Origin of the sequence: Streptomyces sp. NBC_00239 (assembly GCF_036194065.1) — a bacterium.
GTDB lineage: Bacteria > Actinomycetota > Actinomycetes > Streptomycetales > Streptomycetaceae > Streptomyces.
In genome coordinates this window covers 1164771-1181577 of sequence record NZ_CP108095.1, presented here as the reverse complement: position 1 = coordinate 1181577, position 16807 = coordinate 1164771, and the positions used below count along the sequence as shown (strand labels likewise).

16 protein-coding genes are annotated in these 16807 nt (G+C 74.6%); 8 read left to right on the top strand and 8 right to left on the bottom strand.

Annotated features, from left to right (window positions below; translation table 11 throughout):
* Window positions 1–125 precede the first annotated feature (125 nt).
* Window positions 126–1496, top strand: coding sequence for a S8 family peptidase (locus OG764_RS05195; RefSeq protein WP_328967192.1), 1371 nt, complete (start codon window positions 126–128; stop codon window positions 1494–1496).
* Between the two features lie 32 nt (window positions 1497–1528).
* Here OG764_RS05195 and OG764_RS05190 read toward each other — a convergent pair whose 3' ends face one another.
* Entirely contained in the window at window positions 1529–2875 is a 1347-nt protein-coding gene (locus tag OG764_RS05190) for a M64 family metallopeptidase (RefSeq protein WP_328967191.1), read from the bottom strand.
* Between the two features lie 141 nt (window positions 2876–3016).
* Here OG764_RS05190 and OG764_RS05185 point away from each other — a divergent pair, with 141 nt between their 5' ends.
* From OG764_RS05185 to OG764_RS05175, 3 genes are all read left to right on the top strand, one after another.
* A complete protein-coding gene (locus OG764_RS05185) occupies window positions 3017–4357 on the top strand; it encodes a helix-turn-helix domain-containing protein (protein WP_328967190.1) in 1341 nt (446 codons plus the stop codon).
* A 62-nt stretch (window positions 4358–4419) separates the two neighbouring features.
* Window positions 4420–4773: a DUF1304 domain-containing protein gene (locus OG764_RS05180; RefSeq protein WP_328967189.1), complete on the top strand. Its 354-nt coding sequence runs from the start codon at window positions 4420–4422 to the stop codon at window positions 4771–4773.
* Window positions 4770–5345: a TetR/AcrR family transcriptional regulator gene (locus OG764_RS05175; RefSeq protein ID WP_328967188.1), complete on the top strand. Its 576-nt coding sequence runs from the start codon at window positions 4770–4772 to the stop codon at window positions 5343–5345. The genes OG764_RS05180 and OG764_RS05175 overlap by 4 nt, the downstream gene beginning before the upstream one ends.
* Before the next feature lie 144 nt (window positions 5346–5489).
* Here OG764_RS05175 and OG764_RS05170 read toward each other — a convergent pair whose 3' ends face one another.
* Entirely contained in the window at window positions 5490–7178 is a 1689-nt protein-coding gene (locus tag OG764_RS05170) for a hypothetical protein (RefSeq protein ID WP_328967187.1), read from the bottom strand.
* A gap of 342 nt (window positions 7179–7520) precedes the next feature.
* On the opposite strand from OG764_RS05170, the gene OG764_RS05165 reads away from it, so the two are divergent.
* Window positions 7521–8537, top strand: a complete 1017-nt coding sequence (locus OG764_RS05165) for an asparaginase (protein ID WP_328967186.1) — start codon at window positions 7521–7523, stop codon at window positions 8535–8537.
* Between the two features lie 34 nt (window positions 8538–8571).
* On the opposite strand, the gene OG764_RS05160 is transcribed toward OG764_RS05165, so the two are convergent.
* The 4 genes from OG764_RS05160 to OG764_RS05145 all read right to left on the bottom strand — a co-directional run bounded on the left by OG764_RS05160 (window position 8572) and on the right by OG764_RS05145 (window position 12534).
* Window positions 8572–9087, bottom strand: coding sequence for an SRPBCC family protein (locus tag OG764_RS05160; protein ID WP_328967185.1), 516 nt, complete (start codon window positions 9085–9087; stop codon window positions 8572–8574).
* A gap of 127 nt (window positions 9088–9214) precedes the next feature.
* Window positions 9215–10444 (bottom strand): serine hydrolase domain-containing protein, encoded by a 1230-nt coding sequence (locus tag OG764_RS05155; RefSeq protein ID WP_328967184.1) that lies wholly within the window; start codon window positions 10442–10444, stop codon window positions 9215–9217.
* Between the two features lie 93 nt (window positions 10445–10537).
* Window positions 10538–10765, bottom strand: coding sequence for a hypothetical protein (locus OG764_RS05150; RefSeq protein ID WP_328967183.1), 228 nt, complete (start codon window positions 10763–10765; stop codon window positions 10538–10540).
* 221 nt (window positions 10766–10986) lie between these two features.
* Window positions 10987–12534: an MFS transporter gene (locus tag OG764_RS05145; RefSeq protein ID WP_328967182.1), complete on the bottom strand. Its 1548-nt coding sequence runs from the start codon at window positions 12532–12534 to the stop codon at window positions 10987–10989.
* A 138-nt stretch (window positions 12535–12672) separates the two neighbouring features.
* On the opposite strand from OG764_RS05145, the gene OG764_RS05140 reads away from it, so the two are divergent.
* Both OG764_RS05140 and OG764_RS05135 read left to right on the top strand, forming a co-directional pair.
* Entirely contained in the window at window positions 12673–13116 is a 444-nt protein-coding gene (locus OG764_RS05140) for a MarR family winged helix-turn-helix transcriptional regulator (RefSeq protein ID WP_328967181.1), read from the top strand.
* A gap of 33 nt (window positions 13117–13149) precedes the next feature.
* Window positions 13150–13770: a HutD/Ves family protein gene (locus tag OG764_RS05135; RefSeq protein ID WP_328967180.1), complete on the top strand. Its 621-nt coding sequence runs from the start codon at window positions 13150–13152 to the stop codon at window positions 13768–13770.
* Window positions 13771–13808: 38 nt separating this feature from the next.
* On the opposite strand, the gene OG764_RS05130 is transcribed toward OG764_RS05135, so the two are convergent.
* Window positions 13809–14603 carry a L,D-transpeptidase gene (locus tag OG764_RS05130; RefSeq protein ID WP_328967179.1) on the bottom strand — a complete coding sequence of 265 codons (795 nt, stop codon included), beginning with the start codon at window positions 14601–14603 and terminating at the stop codon, window positions 13809–13811.
* A 166-nt stretch (window positions 14604–14769) separates the two neighbouring features.
* Here OG764_RS05130 and OG764_RS05125 point away from each other — a divergent pair, with 166 nt between their 5' ends.
* Window positions 14770–15516 (top strand): hypothetical protein, encoded by a 747-nt coding sequence (locus tag OG764_RS05125; RefSeq protein ID WP_328967178.1) that lies wholly within the window; start codon window positions 14770–14772, stop codon window positions 15514–15516.
* Here the strand turns inward: OG764_RS05125 and OG764_RS05120 are convergent.
* Window positions 15492–16805 (bottom strand): right-handed parallel beta-helix repeat-containing protein, encoded by a 1314-nt coding sequence (locus tag OG764_RS05120; RefSeq protein WP_328967177.1) that lies wholly within the window; start codon window positions 16803–16805, stop codon window positions 15492–15494. The genes OG764_RS05125 and OG764_RS05120 overlap by 25 nt on opposite strands.
* Between the last annotated feature and the right edge of the window lie 2 nt (window positions 16806–16807).

Genomic DNA, 16807 nt, shown 5'->3' with positions numbered 1-16807 from the left:
CGGCCCGGGGCGCGGGAGCCTGGCGTGCGCCGCCGTACCCGGCGTCCCGCACGGCGTTCCACCGCACGACCGCACTCCGGCCAGACCCCCACACCCGGTCGATGAAAGGTCAAGGTGCCACGGGAATGAGTGAGTTACGCACGCTCCGGATCCGCCGGCCGCTCTCGCTGCTGCTGCCCGCCGCCCTCCTCGCCGCCGGCCTCCAGCTCGGCGCCGGGCCCGCCTCGCAGGCGGCGCCCGCTCCGCCCGCCCTACCGGCCGTGTCCGCCGCCGCGGACTGGATCGTGGTACTGAAGGAACCCGGCGCCGGGCCGGCCGCCACGGCGTCCGCCGCCTCCGCACACGCCTCCGCAACCTCTTCCGCCGCCGCCGCCGCCGTCGCCGTCGGGCCGGCCGCGTCGGTGCGGGACACCGCCCGGACGCTGCTCGCGCGGGCGGACGGGGCCCGGCTCGGCCGCGTGTACCACTCCGCGCTGCGGGGATTCTCGGCGCGGATGACTGCGCCGCAGGCGGCCCGGCTCGCCGCCGACCCGAGGGTCGCCCTGGTCGAACGGGACCGCACGCTGGCCGTCGGAGCCGTCGGAGCCGTCGGAGCCGTCGGGCCCGCCGCCGCGGCGTCCGCCGCGGTCCTCGCACCGGCGGCGGGCGGCACGCAGCCCGGCGCGCCCTGGGGGCTGGACCGGATCGACCAACGCCGGCTGCCGCTGTCCACCACCTACTCGTACTCGACCACCGCGCCCGAGGTCCACGTGTACGTGATCGACACCGGGCTGCGGCTGACGCACGCGGAGTTCGGCGGGCGCGCGTCCGTCGGCACCGACACCGTCGGGGACGGGCAGAACGGCAACGACTGCAACGGGCACGGCACCCATGTCGCGGGCATCGCGGCAGGCCGGACCTTCGGAGTGTCCAAGGAGGCCCGACCCGTGGCCGTACGCGTCCTCAACTGCCAGGGATCCGCCAGCACTTCGGGGGTCATCGCGGGCATCGACTGGGTCACCGCGCACGCCGTGCGCCCGGCCGTCGCCACCATGGGCCTCGGCGGGGCCGCCAGCGCGGCCCTGGACGCGGCGGTCCGCAACTCGATCGACTCGGGGATCACCTACGCCGCTTCGGCCGGCAGCTCCGCACGCCCCGACGGAGCGTGCGGAATCTCGCCCGCACGGCTGCCCGAGATCATCAGCGTCGCCGCGAGCGACCGCACCGACCGCCGGGCCTCGTCCTCCAACTACGGGAACTGCGTCTCGCTGTTCGCGCCCGGGGTGGGCATCACTTCTGCATGGAAGGACGGCGACACCGCCACCGCGACGCTCAGCGGGACCTCGATGGCCACCGCCCACGCGGCCGGCGCCGCCGCCCTCCACCTCTCCCACCACCCCGTGGACACCCCGGCCCGGGTCAAACAGGCGCTCGTGGCGAACGCCACCACCGGGGTGCTGCAGGGCAGCCCGCCGGTCTCACCCGACCGGCTGCTCTACACCCGCTACCTGCCCTGAGGAGCGGATCCGCCGAAGCGGGTGACGGAATGTCAGAGACTGACCTTCCAGCGGATCTTCGCCTTCAGGGTGGAGGCGATCTGCGGGTCCCGCACGGACGGCGTGCGGTCCTCGACGGCCACCCCCAGCTTGTGGGTGCGGCCGTCGGCCAGCTTGCGGGACAGATCGGCCACCGCCACCTTGGTGCGGCCCTTCAGGGACGTCAGTTCCTTCCCGTCCAGGTACCAGCGGATGACGAACTGGCGGTTGCCGGCCAGCTTGGGCACGGAGATCTTCACCGTCTTGCCCGGGCGCAGCGTCCGGTTGGTCGGGGTGAGCGCCGTGACCGGGTTCGCGTGCCGGTGGAACCCGGCGATCATCGACTCGACGCCCGGCAGGTTGAACGGCTTGCCGAGGATCCGCATCAGGGAGTTGTCGGTGGGCCGGTACAGGCCCTTGACGAAGTAGCCGCCGCCCTCGTAGGCGCCGACCTTGCCGCCGTCGGGGGAGGTGGCGCCGAGCCAGCGGTGCCACTTGGCCCGCCGCGAGGCGAGGTCGGCGGCCGTCAGCGTGCTGATGTTGGAGTCGGCCGGCTCGGCGCCCGTGTACTGCTCGTAGCCGGGGTAGCCGGGGTAGAAGTACTCGTCGGCGAGCTTGCCCAGCGAGTGGCCGGTCTCGTGGATGGCGACCTGGCCGGACTTCTCGTTGCCCGCGGACGCGGTGGATATGCCCTCGTAGCCCAGCGTCTTGCTGGGCTCGTTGTAGCCGGCGCCGCCGTACTTGGTGCTGTTGGACAGCACCAGCACCAGGTCGGCCTCCGGGGCCTTCGCCACGTACCGGTCCACCTTGGCCTGGTCGACGCAGAGCAGCCGCTCGATGCCGTCGCACCAGAAGTACGAGCCGAGCGCGGTGTCGCGGACCGTGCCCGCCTCCGGGTCGCCGGACACGCCGGACTGGTTCGAGACCGCGTCGACCGTCCACACGTTGAACAGGTTGCGGTAGGTGGCGTACGGCTCGACCGCCGCCAGCTCCTCCCACTTGGCCTTGGCGTCGGCGCGGAACCGGCCCAGCTGGGCGGCGGTGTAGCCGTCGCCGACCACGACGATGTCCAGCCGGTCGGCGGTGCGGCCGTCGCCCGCCAGCCGGGCGACCTCGCCGTCCGCCGCCGCCTCGGCGGACGTCAGCGCGCCCGACGGCCGGGCCCGGCCGTCCGCCGGCACCTCGGTGTGGCCGGAGCCGGCGACCGTGCCGCTCTCCGGCCCCGGGATCTCCACCGTGACCCCGCCCCGCCCGGCCAGCGGGGGAGCGGCGACGGCGCCCCCGGGCGCGGTGGCCAGTACGGCGGCGACGGTCGTGGCCACACCGGCCACGACAACAGCTCTGCGCAATGCGGATCGCATGAAACCCTCTCCCCGACGGGACAGTTAACCAATGAAGTAAGTACGATGAACGAGTTGCTTAACTTAGAGGCGTGCACGGGCCGTACGCAATGACCCGACCCCCTGAAACCGGGCGGGCCGGAGCAGACAAGGGGGTCAGCCATGGATGAACCGGCCGAGATCGGACGCCGTGTGCAGCAGTTGCGCGCACAGAAAGGCCTGACGCAGCGCCAGCTCGCGGAACCCGCCTACACGCCCGCGTACATCTCGACCCTGGAGTCCGGCAAGGTCCGGCCCTCCGAGACCGCCCTGCGCTTCCTCGCGCAGCGGCTCGGCACGACCTACGAGGAACTGGCCACCGGCCGCCCCGCCCGCCTCGCCACCGAGCTGCGGCTCGGGCTCACCGATGCGCAGCGGCAGCTCGCGACCGGATCGGCCGACGAGGCCGCGGTCGCCTACCGGCGGCTGCTCACCGACGCAGAGCACCTGGACCTGGTCCCCGAACAGGCCGAAGCCCTCCTCGGACTCGGCGACTGCGCCCTGGAGACCGGCGAGCTCGACGACGCCCGGCGCCACTTCGAAACGGCCGAGCAGCTGCTCGGCGCGGAACCGCTGCCCCGGCGGGCCCGCGCGATCCGCGGCCGCGCCATCGCCCACCTGCTCGCCGGCGAGCTGCGCTACGCCTGCTACCTCCTCGAATCGACCATCGACGAACTCGCCACCGGCGGCATGGCCGACCCCGACGCCCTGCTGCTCCTGTACGCGGCGATCATCGGCCCGTACATCGACATGGGCGCGCACGCCCGGGCCGCGCACGCCGCCGAGCTCGCCCTCGCCCTCGCGCCGCAGGTCGCCGACCCCGCCCTCGTGGCGGGGATGCACCGGCAGGTGGCCCGTACTTTCCTCGCCGAGGGGCGGACCGCCGACGCCGACGCCTCGCTCGCCAAGGCGCAGGCCGTCTACCGGCAGCTGAGCCTGCACACCGACCTCGCGCACTGCCACTGGATGCGCGGCTACGTCCTCGCGCAGAACGGTGAACTCAACGGCGCCGAACGGGAATTGCGTACGGCCCGCACCATGCTGGCGGCCAGGCGGGCCGCGCTCTACACCGCCCAGGTGGAGGTGGAGCTCGCCGACGTGCTGCGCCGCCTGGGCCGTCGCGGCGAGGCCGCCGACCTGCTGGCGGCGCTGCTGGAGCTCGACGACCGGCACGGCGCCGTGCACGCGGCCGGCGCGCACCGGCTGCTCGGCATGATCGCCGAGGAGCAGGACGAGAGCGAACGCGCCGAGGAGCACTACGTCCAGGCCCTGGCGCTGCTGGAGCGCAGCGGCGCCAGCGGCGACCTGGCCGACCTGTGCCGGCTCCTCGGTGACCTGCTGCGCCGGACCGGACGCACCGAGGCGGCGCTGGACGTCTACCGGACCGGCCTCGGGCACCGCGCGACCCCGGGGACCACCACGCTGGGTCCCGCCCCGGGCGCGCCCCGGCTTCCGCTGCCCTGAGAGCCGCGGCGCCCCCCCTCCTCGACTTCCTGTACAGTTGTCCAGAAAGTGGAGGAGTCCTCATGCATGTCACCGCTCAGATCCTGACCGGCGCCGTCGCGGCGCTGCACGCCTACTTCCTGGTCCTGGAGATGTTCCTGTGGCAGCGGCCGCCGGGCCGCAAGCTGTCCGGATTCGACGCCGAAACCGCACGGACGACCGCCACGCTCGCCGCCAACCAGGGCCTGTACAACGGCTTCCTGGCCGCCGGGCTGGTCTGGTCCCTGATCACCGGGGACCTCGGCACCCAGGTGTTCTTCCTCGTCTGCGTGATCGTCGCCGGTGTCTACGGGGCCGCGACCGCCAACCGGCGCATCCTCGTCGCCCAGGCGCTCCCCGCGGCGCTCGCCCTGGGCGCGGCGCTGCTCGCCGCGTGAGCGCGGCAGGCGGCGGGGACCCGCGTACGGCCCGGACCAGGGCACGGCTGCGGGAGGCGCTGCTCGACGAGTGCGCCGGGCGGCCGCTCGCCGAGGTCAGCGTGTCGGCGGTGGTCCGCCGGGCCGGAGTCGGGCGGGCCACGTTCTACCTGCACTACGAGGACCTGACCGGGCTCGCCGTCGACGCGTGCGCGGACGTCGTGCACGAGGCGGTCGACGCCCTGCACGCCTGGCAGACGGGGGCGGGCGCGGTGGCGCCGGCACGGGCGCCGGGGGCGCTCGCCGAGTTCCTCGCCGCCACGGCCCGCCACGGGGACCTGCACCGGGCGCTGCTGTTCCCCGGCGGGTCCGGGCCGCTGGGCGACCGGCTGCACGAGGAACTGCGGGCACGGGCCCTCGCGGAGCGGGAGCGGGCAGGCGCCCCGCACTCCGAACTCATCGCCTCCGCCGTGGCGGGAGCCTTCACCGCCGTACTGGCCGACTGGCTCCACGGCCTGGTCCCGTCCGCCCCGGAACAACTGGCCGACCACATCTGGCGCCTCCTCCTCTCCCTCCACCGCTCGGCGGGCTGACCGGGCGGGACGCGCCCGGGCGCGTGGCCGACCGCCGCGCCCGGGGTGCCGCATGGGGCCCCTAGGGAGCGCCGTCAAAGTAGCGCCGGCCGCCCGGAGGGCGGGGCAGACCCCGCCGGCCGGGCGGGGCTTTGACGACACGACCTAGTGCTGTGGCCGGGACGGGTGGGGGTCGAGTCCAGGGGCGATCGTGAAGTGGCCGGGGGCGGTCTCCACCGAGTGCGACCGGACGAGCCCCGCCCGGTCGGCGGGCCAGCGGGTGCCCGCGGTCCACTGCACACCGACCAGCGGGACCCCGTCGAGCCGGGCCGGGCTCACGTCGGCGTCGCGGGCGTCGCCGTGGACCTCCTCGATCCGGTCGATCCCGGCGCACAACTGCTCGTTGAAGGCGCGGTGGCGCGCCAGGTCCCGGCCCGCGTCCGTGCCCGGCAGCTCCGGCTGCAGGAGGTCGTACGCCAGGTCGGCCTCCAGGAAATCCAGTTCGTCCGACATGTTGCGGGCCCGCAGCAGGTCGTGCGTGACGGCTTCCATCAGCCGCCCCTGTGACGCCCGTTGGGGCCGAACGGCCCGCAGCGTCGCGTCCAGCGCGCGGGCCCGCAGCAGCGCCACCGCCTTCGCGAGGCCGAGGGCGGCCTCGGCGACGTCCAGCGGGTCGGGGTCCTCTTCGCTCAGCGCCTCGACGAGTGCGCCGGCCGCCCGCGAGGCGTCGGCGCCGGGACCGCCGGGGAACCGGTCGGCCACGGCCCGCACGTCGCGTGCCAGCGCGACCGCGAACGTACGCGCGTCCTCCGCGGGCGCCGTGAGCCCGGGCATCCGCAGCTCGGACCGGAGCCGGTCGGTGTGCAGCGCCAGCAGCGTGGCGAGCCGGACCGCCGCGAGCTCGGCCCGCGGCTGCCGGCCCCGCTCCTGGATCTCGTACCAGACCGGCACCGCGCCGGTCCGGGGGCCGGCGTGCGCGTGCAGCGCGGAGGCGTGCGCAGGTGAGGGCCCGCCCCCGGACGCGGTCGCGGTCTCCGTCGCGGGGACCGGCTGTCGTACGCGAGGCGTCGGCACGGCGTGCGGGCGCAGGGCGAAATCGGCGTCGAAGCCGAAGACGTGCGGCAGGGCGCGCACCAGGCCGGGACACGTCTCCGGCCCGCCGAGCACGGCCAAGGCGGACTCCAGGTCGAGCACGGGATCGAGCGCGGCGACCAGCGTGCCGAGCAGGTCCCGGAAGACCTCCCTCAGCGGGTCCCCCGAGACGTCCGGCCCGGCCCCGCCGGAATGACCCGCGGGGCCCCGCCCGGCCGTAGGCGCGTCCAGTGCCGTCGCCGCCTCCCGCAACAGGAGCCGGACGTCGGGCGCGGGCACCCCCAGTTCGTACGCGATGCGCCCGGGGGACCAGCCCAGCATGGCGGCGGCGGTCACCCGGCGCTGCTCCTCGCCCAGCGGGGCGAGCCGGGCCAGGACCTCCCGGCCGGGCTCCCGGGCGGCCGGCCCGGCCCCGACCGCCAGGAGCGCCGGACCCGGCCGGCCGCCCGTGGCGCCGGCACCGTCCGCACCGCGCGGGTCCCCCGTACCGCCGGGCTCGTCCGGGCCGGGTATCGCGGGCCGGCGGTCCCATGCGGCCGTGGTGACGCGGTAGGTCCAGGTCGCGAGGTCGGGGACGCGGTCGGAGCAGTAGCGGGCCGCGGCCAGGGTGTCCTGGACGAGGTGTGCGGCGGTGTCCGGGGCGGCCCCCCGTACGAGGAGCACGGCGATCAGCCGCGCGGCGTGTTCCCGGCAGAACGCGGCGAGGACGCCGTCGATCGCCGCGGTCGGCGTGCCCGCCCCGACGCATCCGGACTCGGTCATCATCAACCCCCCTTGCAGGTGCGCCTCGTCGCGCGCCAGAGCCAGGGTGCCGGACCGTTTGCCGCCCGTGCAGCGGATTGCGAGAGTCCGCCGGAGCGGGGCAGCACGGAAGGCGGCCGTCCGACGGTCGTTCTCATGCCCACGCAATCATTCGCGCAAGACCAGTGAAATCGAGCAAGATTCCACCCTGCTGAAACATTCCTGTACCAGGATTAGCGATCCGATTGCGCGGAATGGCTTCTATCATTGCGTGCGTACGTCCGGGATTGCCCGGGATTCCACGCGCGGCGCCGCTCCCCGGAGCGGCCGCGCGGTGTCGAACGAAAGCGAAAGGTGGCCATCGTGGGACGGGTCGTCGTCATCAGCACCGGCGGGACCATAGCCAGCCGCTGGCAGGGCACGGGCTTCGCCGCCGACGCGCGCGGCCGGGAGGTCATGGCGACCGCATCGGTCCCCGAGGGCGTCACCGTCGAGATCGTCGATCTGTTCAGCGTGAACAGCCCCCGGCTGACCACCGCCCACCAGCTCACCCTGCTCCGCACGGTCCACGAGGTGCTCGCCGACCCCGACGTGACCGGCATCGTCGTCACCCACGGCACCGACACCCTGGAGGAGTCGGCCTTCCTGGTCGACCTCCACCACGACGACCCGCGCCCCGTCGTCTTCACCGGCGCCCAGCGCCCGCTCGACGCCCCGGACGGCGACGGCCCCGCCAACCTGTACGACGCCCTGCTGACCGCGTCGACCGCGCGCGGCCTCGGCGTCCTCGTCACCTTCGACGGGCGGGTGCACGCCGCCCGCGGCACCGTCAAGACGCAGACCCTCGCCACCGACGCGTTCGCCGACCCGTCCGGCGCGCCGCTGGGCAGCATCGGCTTCGGCCGGGTCTCCGTCCCCGTACGGCCCCGCCGACCGGCCGCCCTGGCCCTGCCGCCGGTGCCGGACCTGCTGCCGCGCGTCGACATGGTGATGCACCACAGCGACGGCGACCCGGTGCTGCTCAACGCGGCCGTGGCCGCCGGCGCCCAGGGCGTCGTCCTCGTGGCCACCGGCGCGGGCAACGCCACCCCCGAGATCGTCGCGGCCGTCGCCGACGCCACCGCCCGCGGTGTGCTCGTCGCCCTCACCACCAGGGTCGCGGCCGGACCGGTCTCCGAGATCTACACCGGCGGCGGCGCCGTCGACCTGGTCGCCGCGGGCGCGGTGCCCACGGGCACCCTGCGGGCCGGCCAGGCCCGGATCGCCGTCCTCAGCGCGCTGCTCACCGGCACCGACCCGCAGGAGCGGGACCGCGCCCTGCGCCACGCCCTCGACGAGCCCGCGACCGCCGACCCCGCCGTCGAACTCGCCCCCGCGTAGGCGGCACGGGCCGCCCGCCGGCGCCGCGGGTCCGTCACGCGGGTCCGGCGGGCGCTTCGAGGGCGGCCTTGAGGTTGCGCAGGGTGACGCGTATGTTCCGGCGCTGGAAGTCGGCGAAGGTGTGCCCCCTCGTCGCCACCCGGTCGAAGGCGTTCGCCAACGGGTCGGGCCACGAGCGCCGGTCGTCGGTCCACGTCTCCGTCACCCGGGTGCCCTCCGGGACGGGCTCGAACCGGTACTCCCAGGTGGCGATGGGGCCGGGCAGCCGCGGCCGGCGGAGGCCGATGGCGTGCACCCGGAACCGGAAGAGCCGGTCCTCGTCCGCCGCGGTCACCGTGCAGCGGGTGGTCCAGCGGAAGATCCCGCGCTTGTTGTGGCCGTCGAAGACCATGCCGACGTGCGCGGTGTCCCGGCCGGCGTCGCGCAGGGTCGCACCCAGGTTCTCCGGGCTCCAGCCGCCCATCAGGACGGGGTTGGAGACGTGCCGGTAGACGGTGGCGGGGTCGGTGCCGACGCAGATGCTGTCGGACACGGTGAACGTACGAGGCATGACACTCCGATCTGTCACGCCGCACGCTACCCGCGGAACGCGACCTGGGCTACCGTCCGGTAACACCAGGCCGCGTGGGGGTGTGGCGGTCCCGCGGCAGGCCGTCGGCGGGCCTGCGGCGCAAGCGTCAGCCGCTCTTCGGGGTGGTCGGCTTGTGGCCGGGGTACACGTGGCCGGGGCTCACGATCCGGGTGACCGCCTCGCCGAACAGCGTGCTCGGCTCCTGGCCCTTGTACAGGACGTCGGTGTTGAGGACGATGACCATGGTCGCCTGCGCCTCGGGCAGGTACACGGTCAGGGTCTCGTACCCGGGGAGCGAGCCGTTGTGGCCGATCCAGCCCTGGACGTCGAAGATCCCCAGCCCGTACCCGTCGCCGGGAATGTCCATCGGGAACGTCTTCAGGCGCTCGGCCTGCGTCTCGGGCGTCAGCAGGGTGCCGGTGGCGAGCGTGCGCGCCCAACTGCGCAGGTCTTGCAGGTCGGAGATCATCGCGCCGGCCGCCCAGGCCCACGAAGGGTTCCAGTCCGTCGCGTTGAGGATCGCTCCGGTGTCGGGATTCGCCGTGTAGCCCTGCGGGTGCGGCTCGGGGAACTCGGTCCCGGTCGGGAAGAGCGTGCGGCGCAGCCCGGCGGGCTCCAGGACGTCCTTGGCGATGACCTCGTGGAGCGGCCGGCCGGTGATCTTCTCGACCACCAGGCCGAGGAGGATCAGGTTGGTGTTGGAGTAGTCGAACTTCGCGCCCGGCTCGAAGAGTACGGGGTGCTTGAACGAGTACCCGAGCAACTGCCGGGGCGTGAACGGGCGGTCGGGGTGCTCGAAGAGCGCCTTGGCGAAGCCGTCGTCAAGGCTGTAGTTGAACAGTCCGCTGCGCATGCCCGCGAGTTGGCGCAGCGTGATGCGGTCGCCGCTCGGAACGCCGTCGACGTACTTGCCGATCGGGTCGTCCAGGCCGATCTTCTTCTGGTCGACCAGTTGGAGGAGGGCGGTGACCGTGAACGTCTTGGTCTCGCTGCCGATGCGCACCCGCATGCCGGGTGCCATGGACGCGCCGGTTTCCTTGTCCGCGACCCCGAAGGACTTCACGTAACTGCCTTTGCCCGGCGCCCACACCCCGACGCTCACGCCGGGCACCTTCGCGTCGCGCATGACCTGGCGGATCGCCGTGTCGAGTTGTGCCGCGACGGCCGGTGTGAGTGCGGTGAAGTCCGTATCGCCGTCCGGGGAAGGGGTGGCGGGTGCGGCGGGGGCTGGGGCGGGCGCTCCGTACGCGGAACCCGCGACGGGCGGGGCGATCAGAACACCGGCGGCCGCGACGGCCACGCAGGCCCGACGCAGTCGAATGCGGGTTGGCCTCACGGCACGGCCTCCTGTCGTACGGCGACCAAGGCGACCTCACCAGCCTAGGGGGTGTCGGGTGGATCTGCGCGGCGTCGCGACGTCACACCGCGGCTACGGCGCCGTCCACTCGTGGGGCTGTTCGACGTCCCAGGCCACCCAGTCCGGGTCGTCGAGGACGGCCTCCCCGTCCGGAAGCCCGGCGCGCCGGAGGAACTCCAGCAGGTCGCCGTCGCTGTAGGCGATCCCCAGCAGCTGCTCGTGCCCCTGCTCGTCGCGCACGGCGACCCGTCGGCCGCCCTGATCGGTGAGCCGGTGCACGCGAATCGGCGCAGAACCCATGCCCCCAGCCTGACCCCACCTGCCCGCCCCCGCACTCCCGGTTGCGCTGCCCGGGAACCCGCCCGGGCGCCGGGGGAGTTGGCCGCCGACGCCGACGCCGACGCCGACGCCGACGCCGACGCCGACGCCGACGCCGACGCCGACGCGCCTGAGCGGGCCCCGTCCCCCGGGGCTCGCTCAGGCGCGGTGTGCAGCCGGCCGGCTGCGCGGGTGTGTACGGATCAGGCGGTGGCGTCCGCCTTCTCCGGCGCGGCGGCGTCGACGGCCGAAGCCGAAGCCGAAGCCGGTGCCGTGGTCGCGCCGGTGGCGGTGCCGGGGGCCGGGTGCGCGGCGAGCGGGCGGGTCTGCCCCCGCAGGCCGAGCCAGCCGATCACCGCGACCAGGCCGAAGGCCACGGCCCCGATGGCGAAGGTGAGCGTGAAGCCCGATTCCGCCGGCAGGGCCGGGACGCCCGGCGGCAGGTGCTCGATGGTCTGGGACGCGAGGATCGTCGTGACGATGGCACTGCCGATCGCGCTGCCGGTGGAGCGGGAGATCGAGTTGATGCCGTTGGCGATGCCGCTCTGGTGGTGCGGGACGCTCGCCATGATCACGGCGGGCATGGCCGCGTAGCCGAAGCTGACGGCCGCGCCGACGATCAGGCCGGCGCCGATCACCGAGAAGGTGTGGCCGTGGTCCAGGGCCAGCCACCCGAAGCCCACGGCGCCGAGCGCCGCAGCCAGGCCCAGCGCGGTGCGCGGACCCCGGTGGCGGACGATCTGGCCTCCGATCGGCGAGGCGAGGAGCGAGACGATCGCGCCGGGCAGCAGGAACTGGACGGACGCGCGCAGGATCGACGCGTCGAAGCCGTACCCGGTGATCGCCTCGGGCATCTGGACCAGGTAGGAGACGCCGAGGAAGTTCGCGAACATGCCGAACCCGACGAGGACGCCGGCCAGGTTGGCCATGAGGACCGGCCGGTGGACGAACATGCGCATGTCGACCAGCGGCTCGCTGACCTTGCGCTCGACGAGGACCCAGACGGCGGTCATGACGGCGGCGCCGGCGAAGCTGCCCAGCGTACGACCGGAGGCCCAGCCCCACTCGTGGCCCTGGGAGATCGGCAGCAGGAGCAGCAGCAGGGCGATGCCGAGGGTCAAGGCGCCCAGGAAGTCGGTGCGGCCGCCCGTCTTGTGCCGGGTGGCGGGGACGAGCGCGACGACGGCGATCAGGGCGACGGCGGCGAAGCCGGTCGCCATCCAGAACGCGTTGCGGTAGTCGGCGCCCGAGCCGGAGGTGAGCAGGCCGGTGGCGACCAGCGCCAGGCCGCTGCCGAACGCGAGCGTGCCGCTGACCAGCGCCATCGCTCCCGGAAGCTTCTGCGGCCGGACCTCTTCGCGCAGCACGGACAGGGCCAGCGGGAAGATCGCGGTCGCGGCGCCCTGGAGCACCCGGCCCAGGATCAGCAGCGGCAGCGAGGTGGCGAGCGCCGCGACGACCGAACCCACGACCATGACGCCGAGGACGGCGACCAGGGTCGGCTTCTTGCCGTGCTGGTCGCCGAAGCGGCCGAGCAGCGGGGTGAAGACGGCCGCCGACAGCAGGGTGGCGGTGGTCACCCAGCTGACGTTGGCCGTCGTGGTGCCGAGGTCGTTGCGGATCAGGCCGAGGATCGGGACGGGCAGCGTCTGCATCATCGACACGACCATGGCGGCGAGGCTCAGGGCGAAGACGATGACCGTCTCGTTCCTGTGCCCGGCGGCCGGGGCGGCGGGGGACTGGGTGCTCATGGGTGGCGGGACCTTCTCGGTTGCTTCAGATCGCAGATGTTTTATGTCATCAAGTAACTCGACTGACGGTAGACGTCGATAGTTAAGGTGGTCAAGTAAACAATTGATAATGTCAATGTTCGTGGGTACGCTCCAGACATGAGCACCACCGCCGCGCACGCCGCCCCCACCAAGCTCCAGCTGCTGGAACTGCTCGCCGCGATCGGCACCGCCCAGTGGCGTGACTTCGCGGCCGCCGCCGCCCACTACGGGCTCACCTCGACCCAGGCCCGCGTGCTGGCCCAGCTCAACGGGCCGCTCCCGATGCGCGGGCTCGCCGCCCTGCTGGTGTGTGACGCGTCCAACGTCACCGGGATCGTGGACCGGCTCGAAGCCCGTGACCTGGTACGCCGCGAGGCGGACCCCGCCGACCGCCGCGTCAAGAACGTCGTCGCGACGGACGCCGGCCGCGAGATCATCCGCCGGGTGCGCGAGGAGATGCAGGCCACCCACAGCGCGCTCGACACCCTCGACGCGACCGAGAGTGCCACCCTCTACGGCCTGCTGGAACGCCTGCGCCCCACGATGGAACGCCAGGCCTGACCGGCGGTGCGCGAGGGGGAGGGGAGCCCGGCGATGACCGGCACGGACACGTACGCCGGCGGAGGCGCGCCGCACGGGCTGCGCGTGCTGCGGGCGGCCGATCGCGTCGCCGCGGTCTGGAAGAACGGCGGCGGCGTGACCCGCGAGATCGCCGCCCGGCCCGAGGGCGCGGGGATGAGCGACTTCGCGTGGCGGGTCAGCCTGGCCGAGGTGGCCGCCGACGGCCCGTTCTCGGCCTTCCCGGACATCGACCGCACCCTCACGCTCGCCGAGGGCGCCGGCATGGACCTCACGATCGGCGGCCTTCGGCACCTCGTCGACGAGCGCTACGCACCCCGCGACTTCCCCGGCGATCAGCCGACCGACTGCCGCCTGCTGGACGGGCCCGTCGTCAACTTCAACGTCATGTACCGGCGGGGGACGGCCCATGCCCGGACCGCCGTCGTGCGCGGCCGGCTGACGCTCGCCGCCGAACCCGGCGAGACCCTCCTGGTGGTCGCCCTCGGCGGCCCCGCCCGCCTCGCACCCCGACCCGCCGGTCCGGCCGTCACCCTGGCCCCGTACGACGCGGCCCTCACGACCGGCCCGGCCGCGTACCACCTCCACACCGAGGGGCGCGCGGCCGTCGTCACCCTGGGCGCTCCGGTCCCCTAGGGCAGTGCCACGGAAGGTCTGGTGCTGTGGCCACAGCACTAGGTGGCGGGCTTGCGGCCCCAGACGACGACGGTGTCGCCGAGGGCGGTGGTGTTCCACAGCCGTTCGGCGTCGCCGAGCCGCATGTTGATGCAGCCGGCCGAGCCGCCGCCGTTGAACAGGTCGCCCAGGACCCCGTGGAAGGCCTGCCCGCCCGAGAAGTACTGCGCGTAGGGCATCGGTGCGTCGTCGTACAGCTGCGAGGTCTCGTCGATGATCCGCTCGGTGATCTCGTGCCAGCCGTCCCGGGTCTCCTGCCCCCACCGGCCGGTCCGCACGGGCACGGCCTGGTAGATCGGCCGGCCGTCGCGCTGGACCCACAGCAGCTGGCGGGTGAGGTCCACGCAGACGACGCGGTGGCTGCGGGCCGGGCACTTGCCGTCCCGGTTGGGACTCCGGCGCTCCTCGATGACCAGGCTCGTGCGGTAGGTGGCCAGGCTCGCGTACCCGTCGGCCGGGGTGATCCGCTCGCGTTCCTGGAACGTGCGGATGGCGGCGCAGTCCTCGGCGGACTGGCGACCGTCGGCGGGCAGCTTCAGGTACTCCTCCAACTCCCACTGGTACGGGCCGGTGTCCGTGTTGCACGGCGCCGGCGCGGCGGCCGCCCGTGCGGGTCTGGCGGCCGCGGTGGCGGCCGGGGCCGGCAGCACGGCGACGACGGCGGCCGACAGCACCGCCGCCGCCACGGACAGGACGGGACCGCGGCCGCGGGGGCCGCCACGACGTCCGGCTGCGGGCTCGCAGCCGCCCTCCGGGCCGTGCTCGTACCTGTGCTGACGGGTCGTTCGGCCCATGTGTTCCGCCCTTCGGTGCGCGCTCGCGCGGGCCGGCCGCAGGCCGTCCCCGCTGCGGGGCGCCTCTGCACGGCGCCCCCTGTGTGGCATTCGAGCACGGCCCGCCGTGTTGGGTCCGAACTGGACGGCCATTCGGGCGCCGGGATGATGTGCTGCCCGGGTGTGGGTGACGAGACGACGATTCCTGGCCGCGGGCGCGGGCGCGACGGCGGCACTGACCGGGGCGACGGCCCTGACCGGATGCGGCACGGGTGACGGGCCGCGACCCGTCACCCCCGAAGAGGCCCAGCAGCTCGCGCTGGTACGGCTGTCGGCCTACGAGCACAGCCCGGCCGCCCTGCGGGTACGCATCCCCGGCCCGGCCGGAACCACCACCGTGGACGGGGTCCTCGACTACCGGACCCGCCGCGCCTCGGGAACGTACGCCGTGCCGGGCGGCGCCGGCAGCCCCGGCGCCCGCGGCGAGCTGGCCTGGGACGACCGCACGGTCTCCGTCAACCCGGCGGGCGGCAGCCCCCGCTGGTCCGGCCGCGCCTACACCCGCGCCCCCCTGGACAGGGCGCTGCTGCTCACCCTCCAACTGGGCCACGACCGGCCCGAGAACGCGCAACTGCTGGCGCAGAACGGCGCCGTGCGCCTGGGCCGCCGGCAGCTGGACGGAGTCGACTGCACCGTCTTCGGCGGCCCGCGGCCACCGCGCCGGGACCGGGCCGCCGCCCCCGCCTCACCGCTGTCGTACTGGGTCGACGCCGGGGGCGGGTTGCGCCGGGTGGAGGCCCGGCTGGACCCACAGGGGCCGCCGGTCACGGTGGACTTCCGGGGCCGCGCCCCCGCTGCGGGCGGCGGGGTGGCCGCCGGAGCCGGCCACCCCGCGCCGGCGGTCGGGCCTCAGCGGCCGGCCGGCAGCCGGTAGCGGGCGGGCTCGGCGGGCGGCATCGCCCGGGCCGCCCGGGCCGGCCGGGCCGGCGCGGTGGCCGCGGCGGGCATGCCCGGTTGCGGGGGCGGCGCGGTCACCAGACGGAAGGAGCGGCCGGGAGGGGCGGCCGCCACCGGAGCGCGCCCGGCGACCGGCGGCGCCGTCGCCTCGCAGTCCCCGCCGGGCGCACCCTCCGGGTCGGCCGGGGCGGCCTGCGGGCGGGGGTGTTCGCCGTTGCCGGTGAAGCAGTTTCCTGATGCCCGGCCCGGGGCGGACAGCACCAGATCGGCGCCGTTGCCCGTGACCCGGTTGCCTCGGACCCGGTTGCCCGAGACGGGGTAGCCGACGACGTCGGTGAGCAGGATCCCGGCCCGCCGGTTGCCGGCGACCAGGTTCCGCTCCAGGACGTTGCCCTGCCCGCCGCCGACGCCGATGCCGATCCCGAAACCGCCGTCGGCCTGCTCGGGGCTGTCCGCGTCGTTGTTGTCGGTGATCGTGTTGCCCGCGAACAGCGCCCGGTGCTGCGGTGCGAGGGATTCCAGGTCGTCCGAGTTCACGGCCGCGCCGACCCGGTTGCGGCGGGCCCGGTTGCCCAGGAAGTACAGCTCCTCGGAGGCGTTGGTGACCTCCAGGCCGACCGCGTTGTGCTCGACGGTGTTCTCCCGCACGACCGTCCGGCACGGCCGGCACTGGCCGACGTAGATGCCGGAGTCCGCGTGCCCGGACGCGTACGCGTGCTCGATGAGCCCGTCACGGGCGTCGAACGCGTAGATCCCGTACAGGGCGTTGTTGTGGGCGGTGACGTACGCGGCGCGGAAGCCCTTCAGGGGCGGGTGGCGGCGGGTGTCGAGGCGCTCGTACTCGGTGCCGCCGCCCGCGCCGGACTGCCGGGCGGTGTCGGTGACCCCGGTGAACAGCAGGCCGTTCGCCAGGTGGTTGCGCACGGTCAGGTTCTCCACCGCGGAACCGCCGCCGGTGACGGTGATCCCGTTGGCCCGCCGGAACTCCCCGTCGATGACGGTCCGGTTGCGGTCCGCGCCGCGCAGGACGACGCCGCCGGTGGCGACCCTCACGCTCTCCCGGTACACGCCCGGCCCGACGAGGACGAGATCGCCGGGGCGCGCCCGGTCCACGGCCTGCTGGATCGTCGGGAAGGCCGCCGGGACGCGCAGCACCGCGGGCGGGCCGGGCGGCGGGCGGCCGTCTCCCGCGTCGTCGGCGGGGCCGGCACAGGAGGCGAGCAGGAGGACCGCCGCGACGAGCGCGGGGCATCGAGGAATGCGCATGC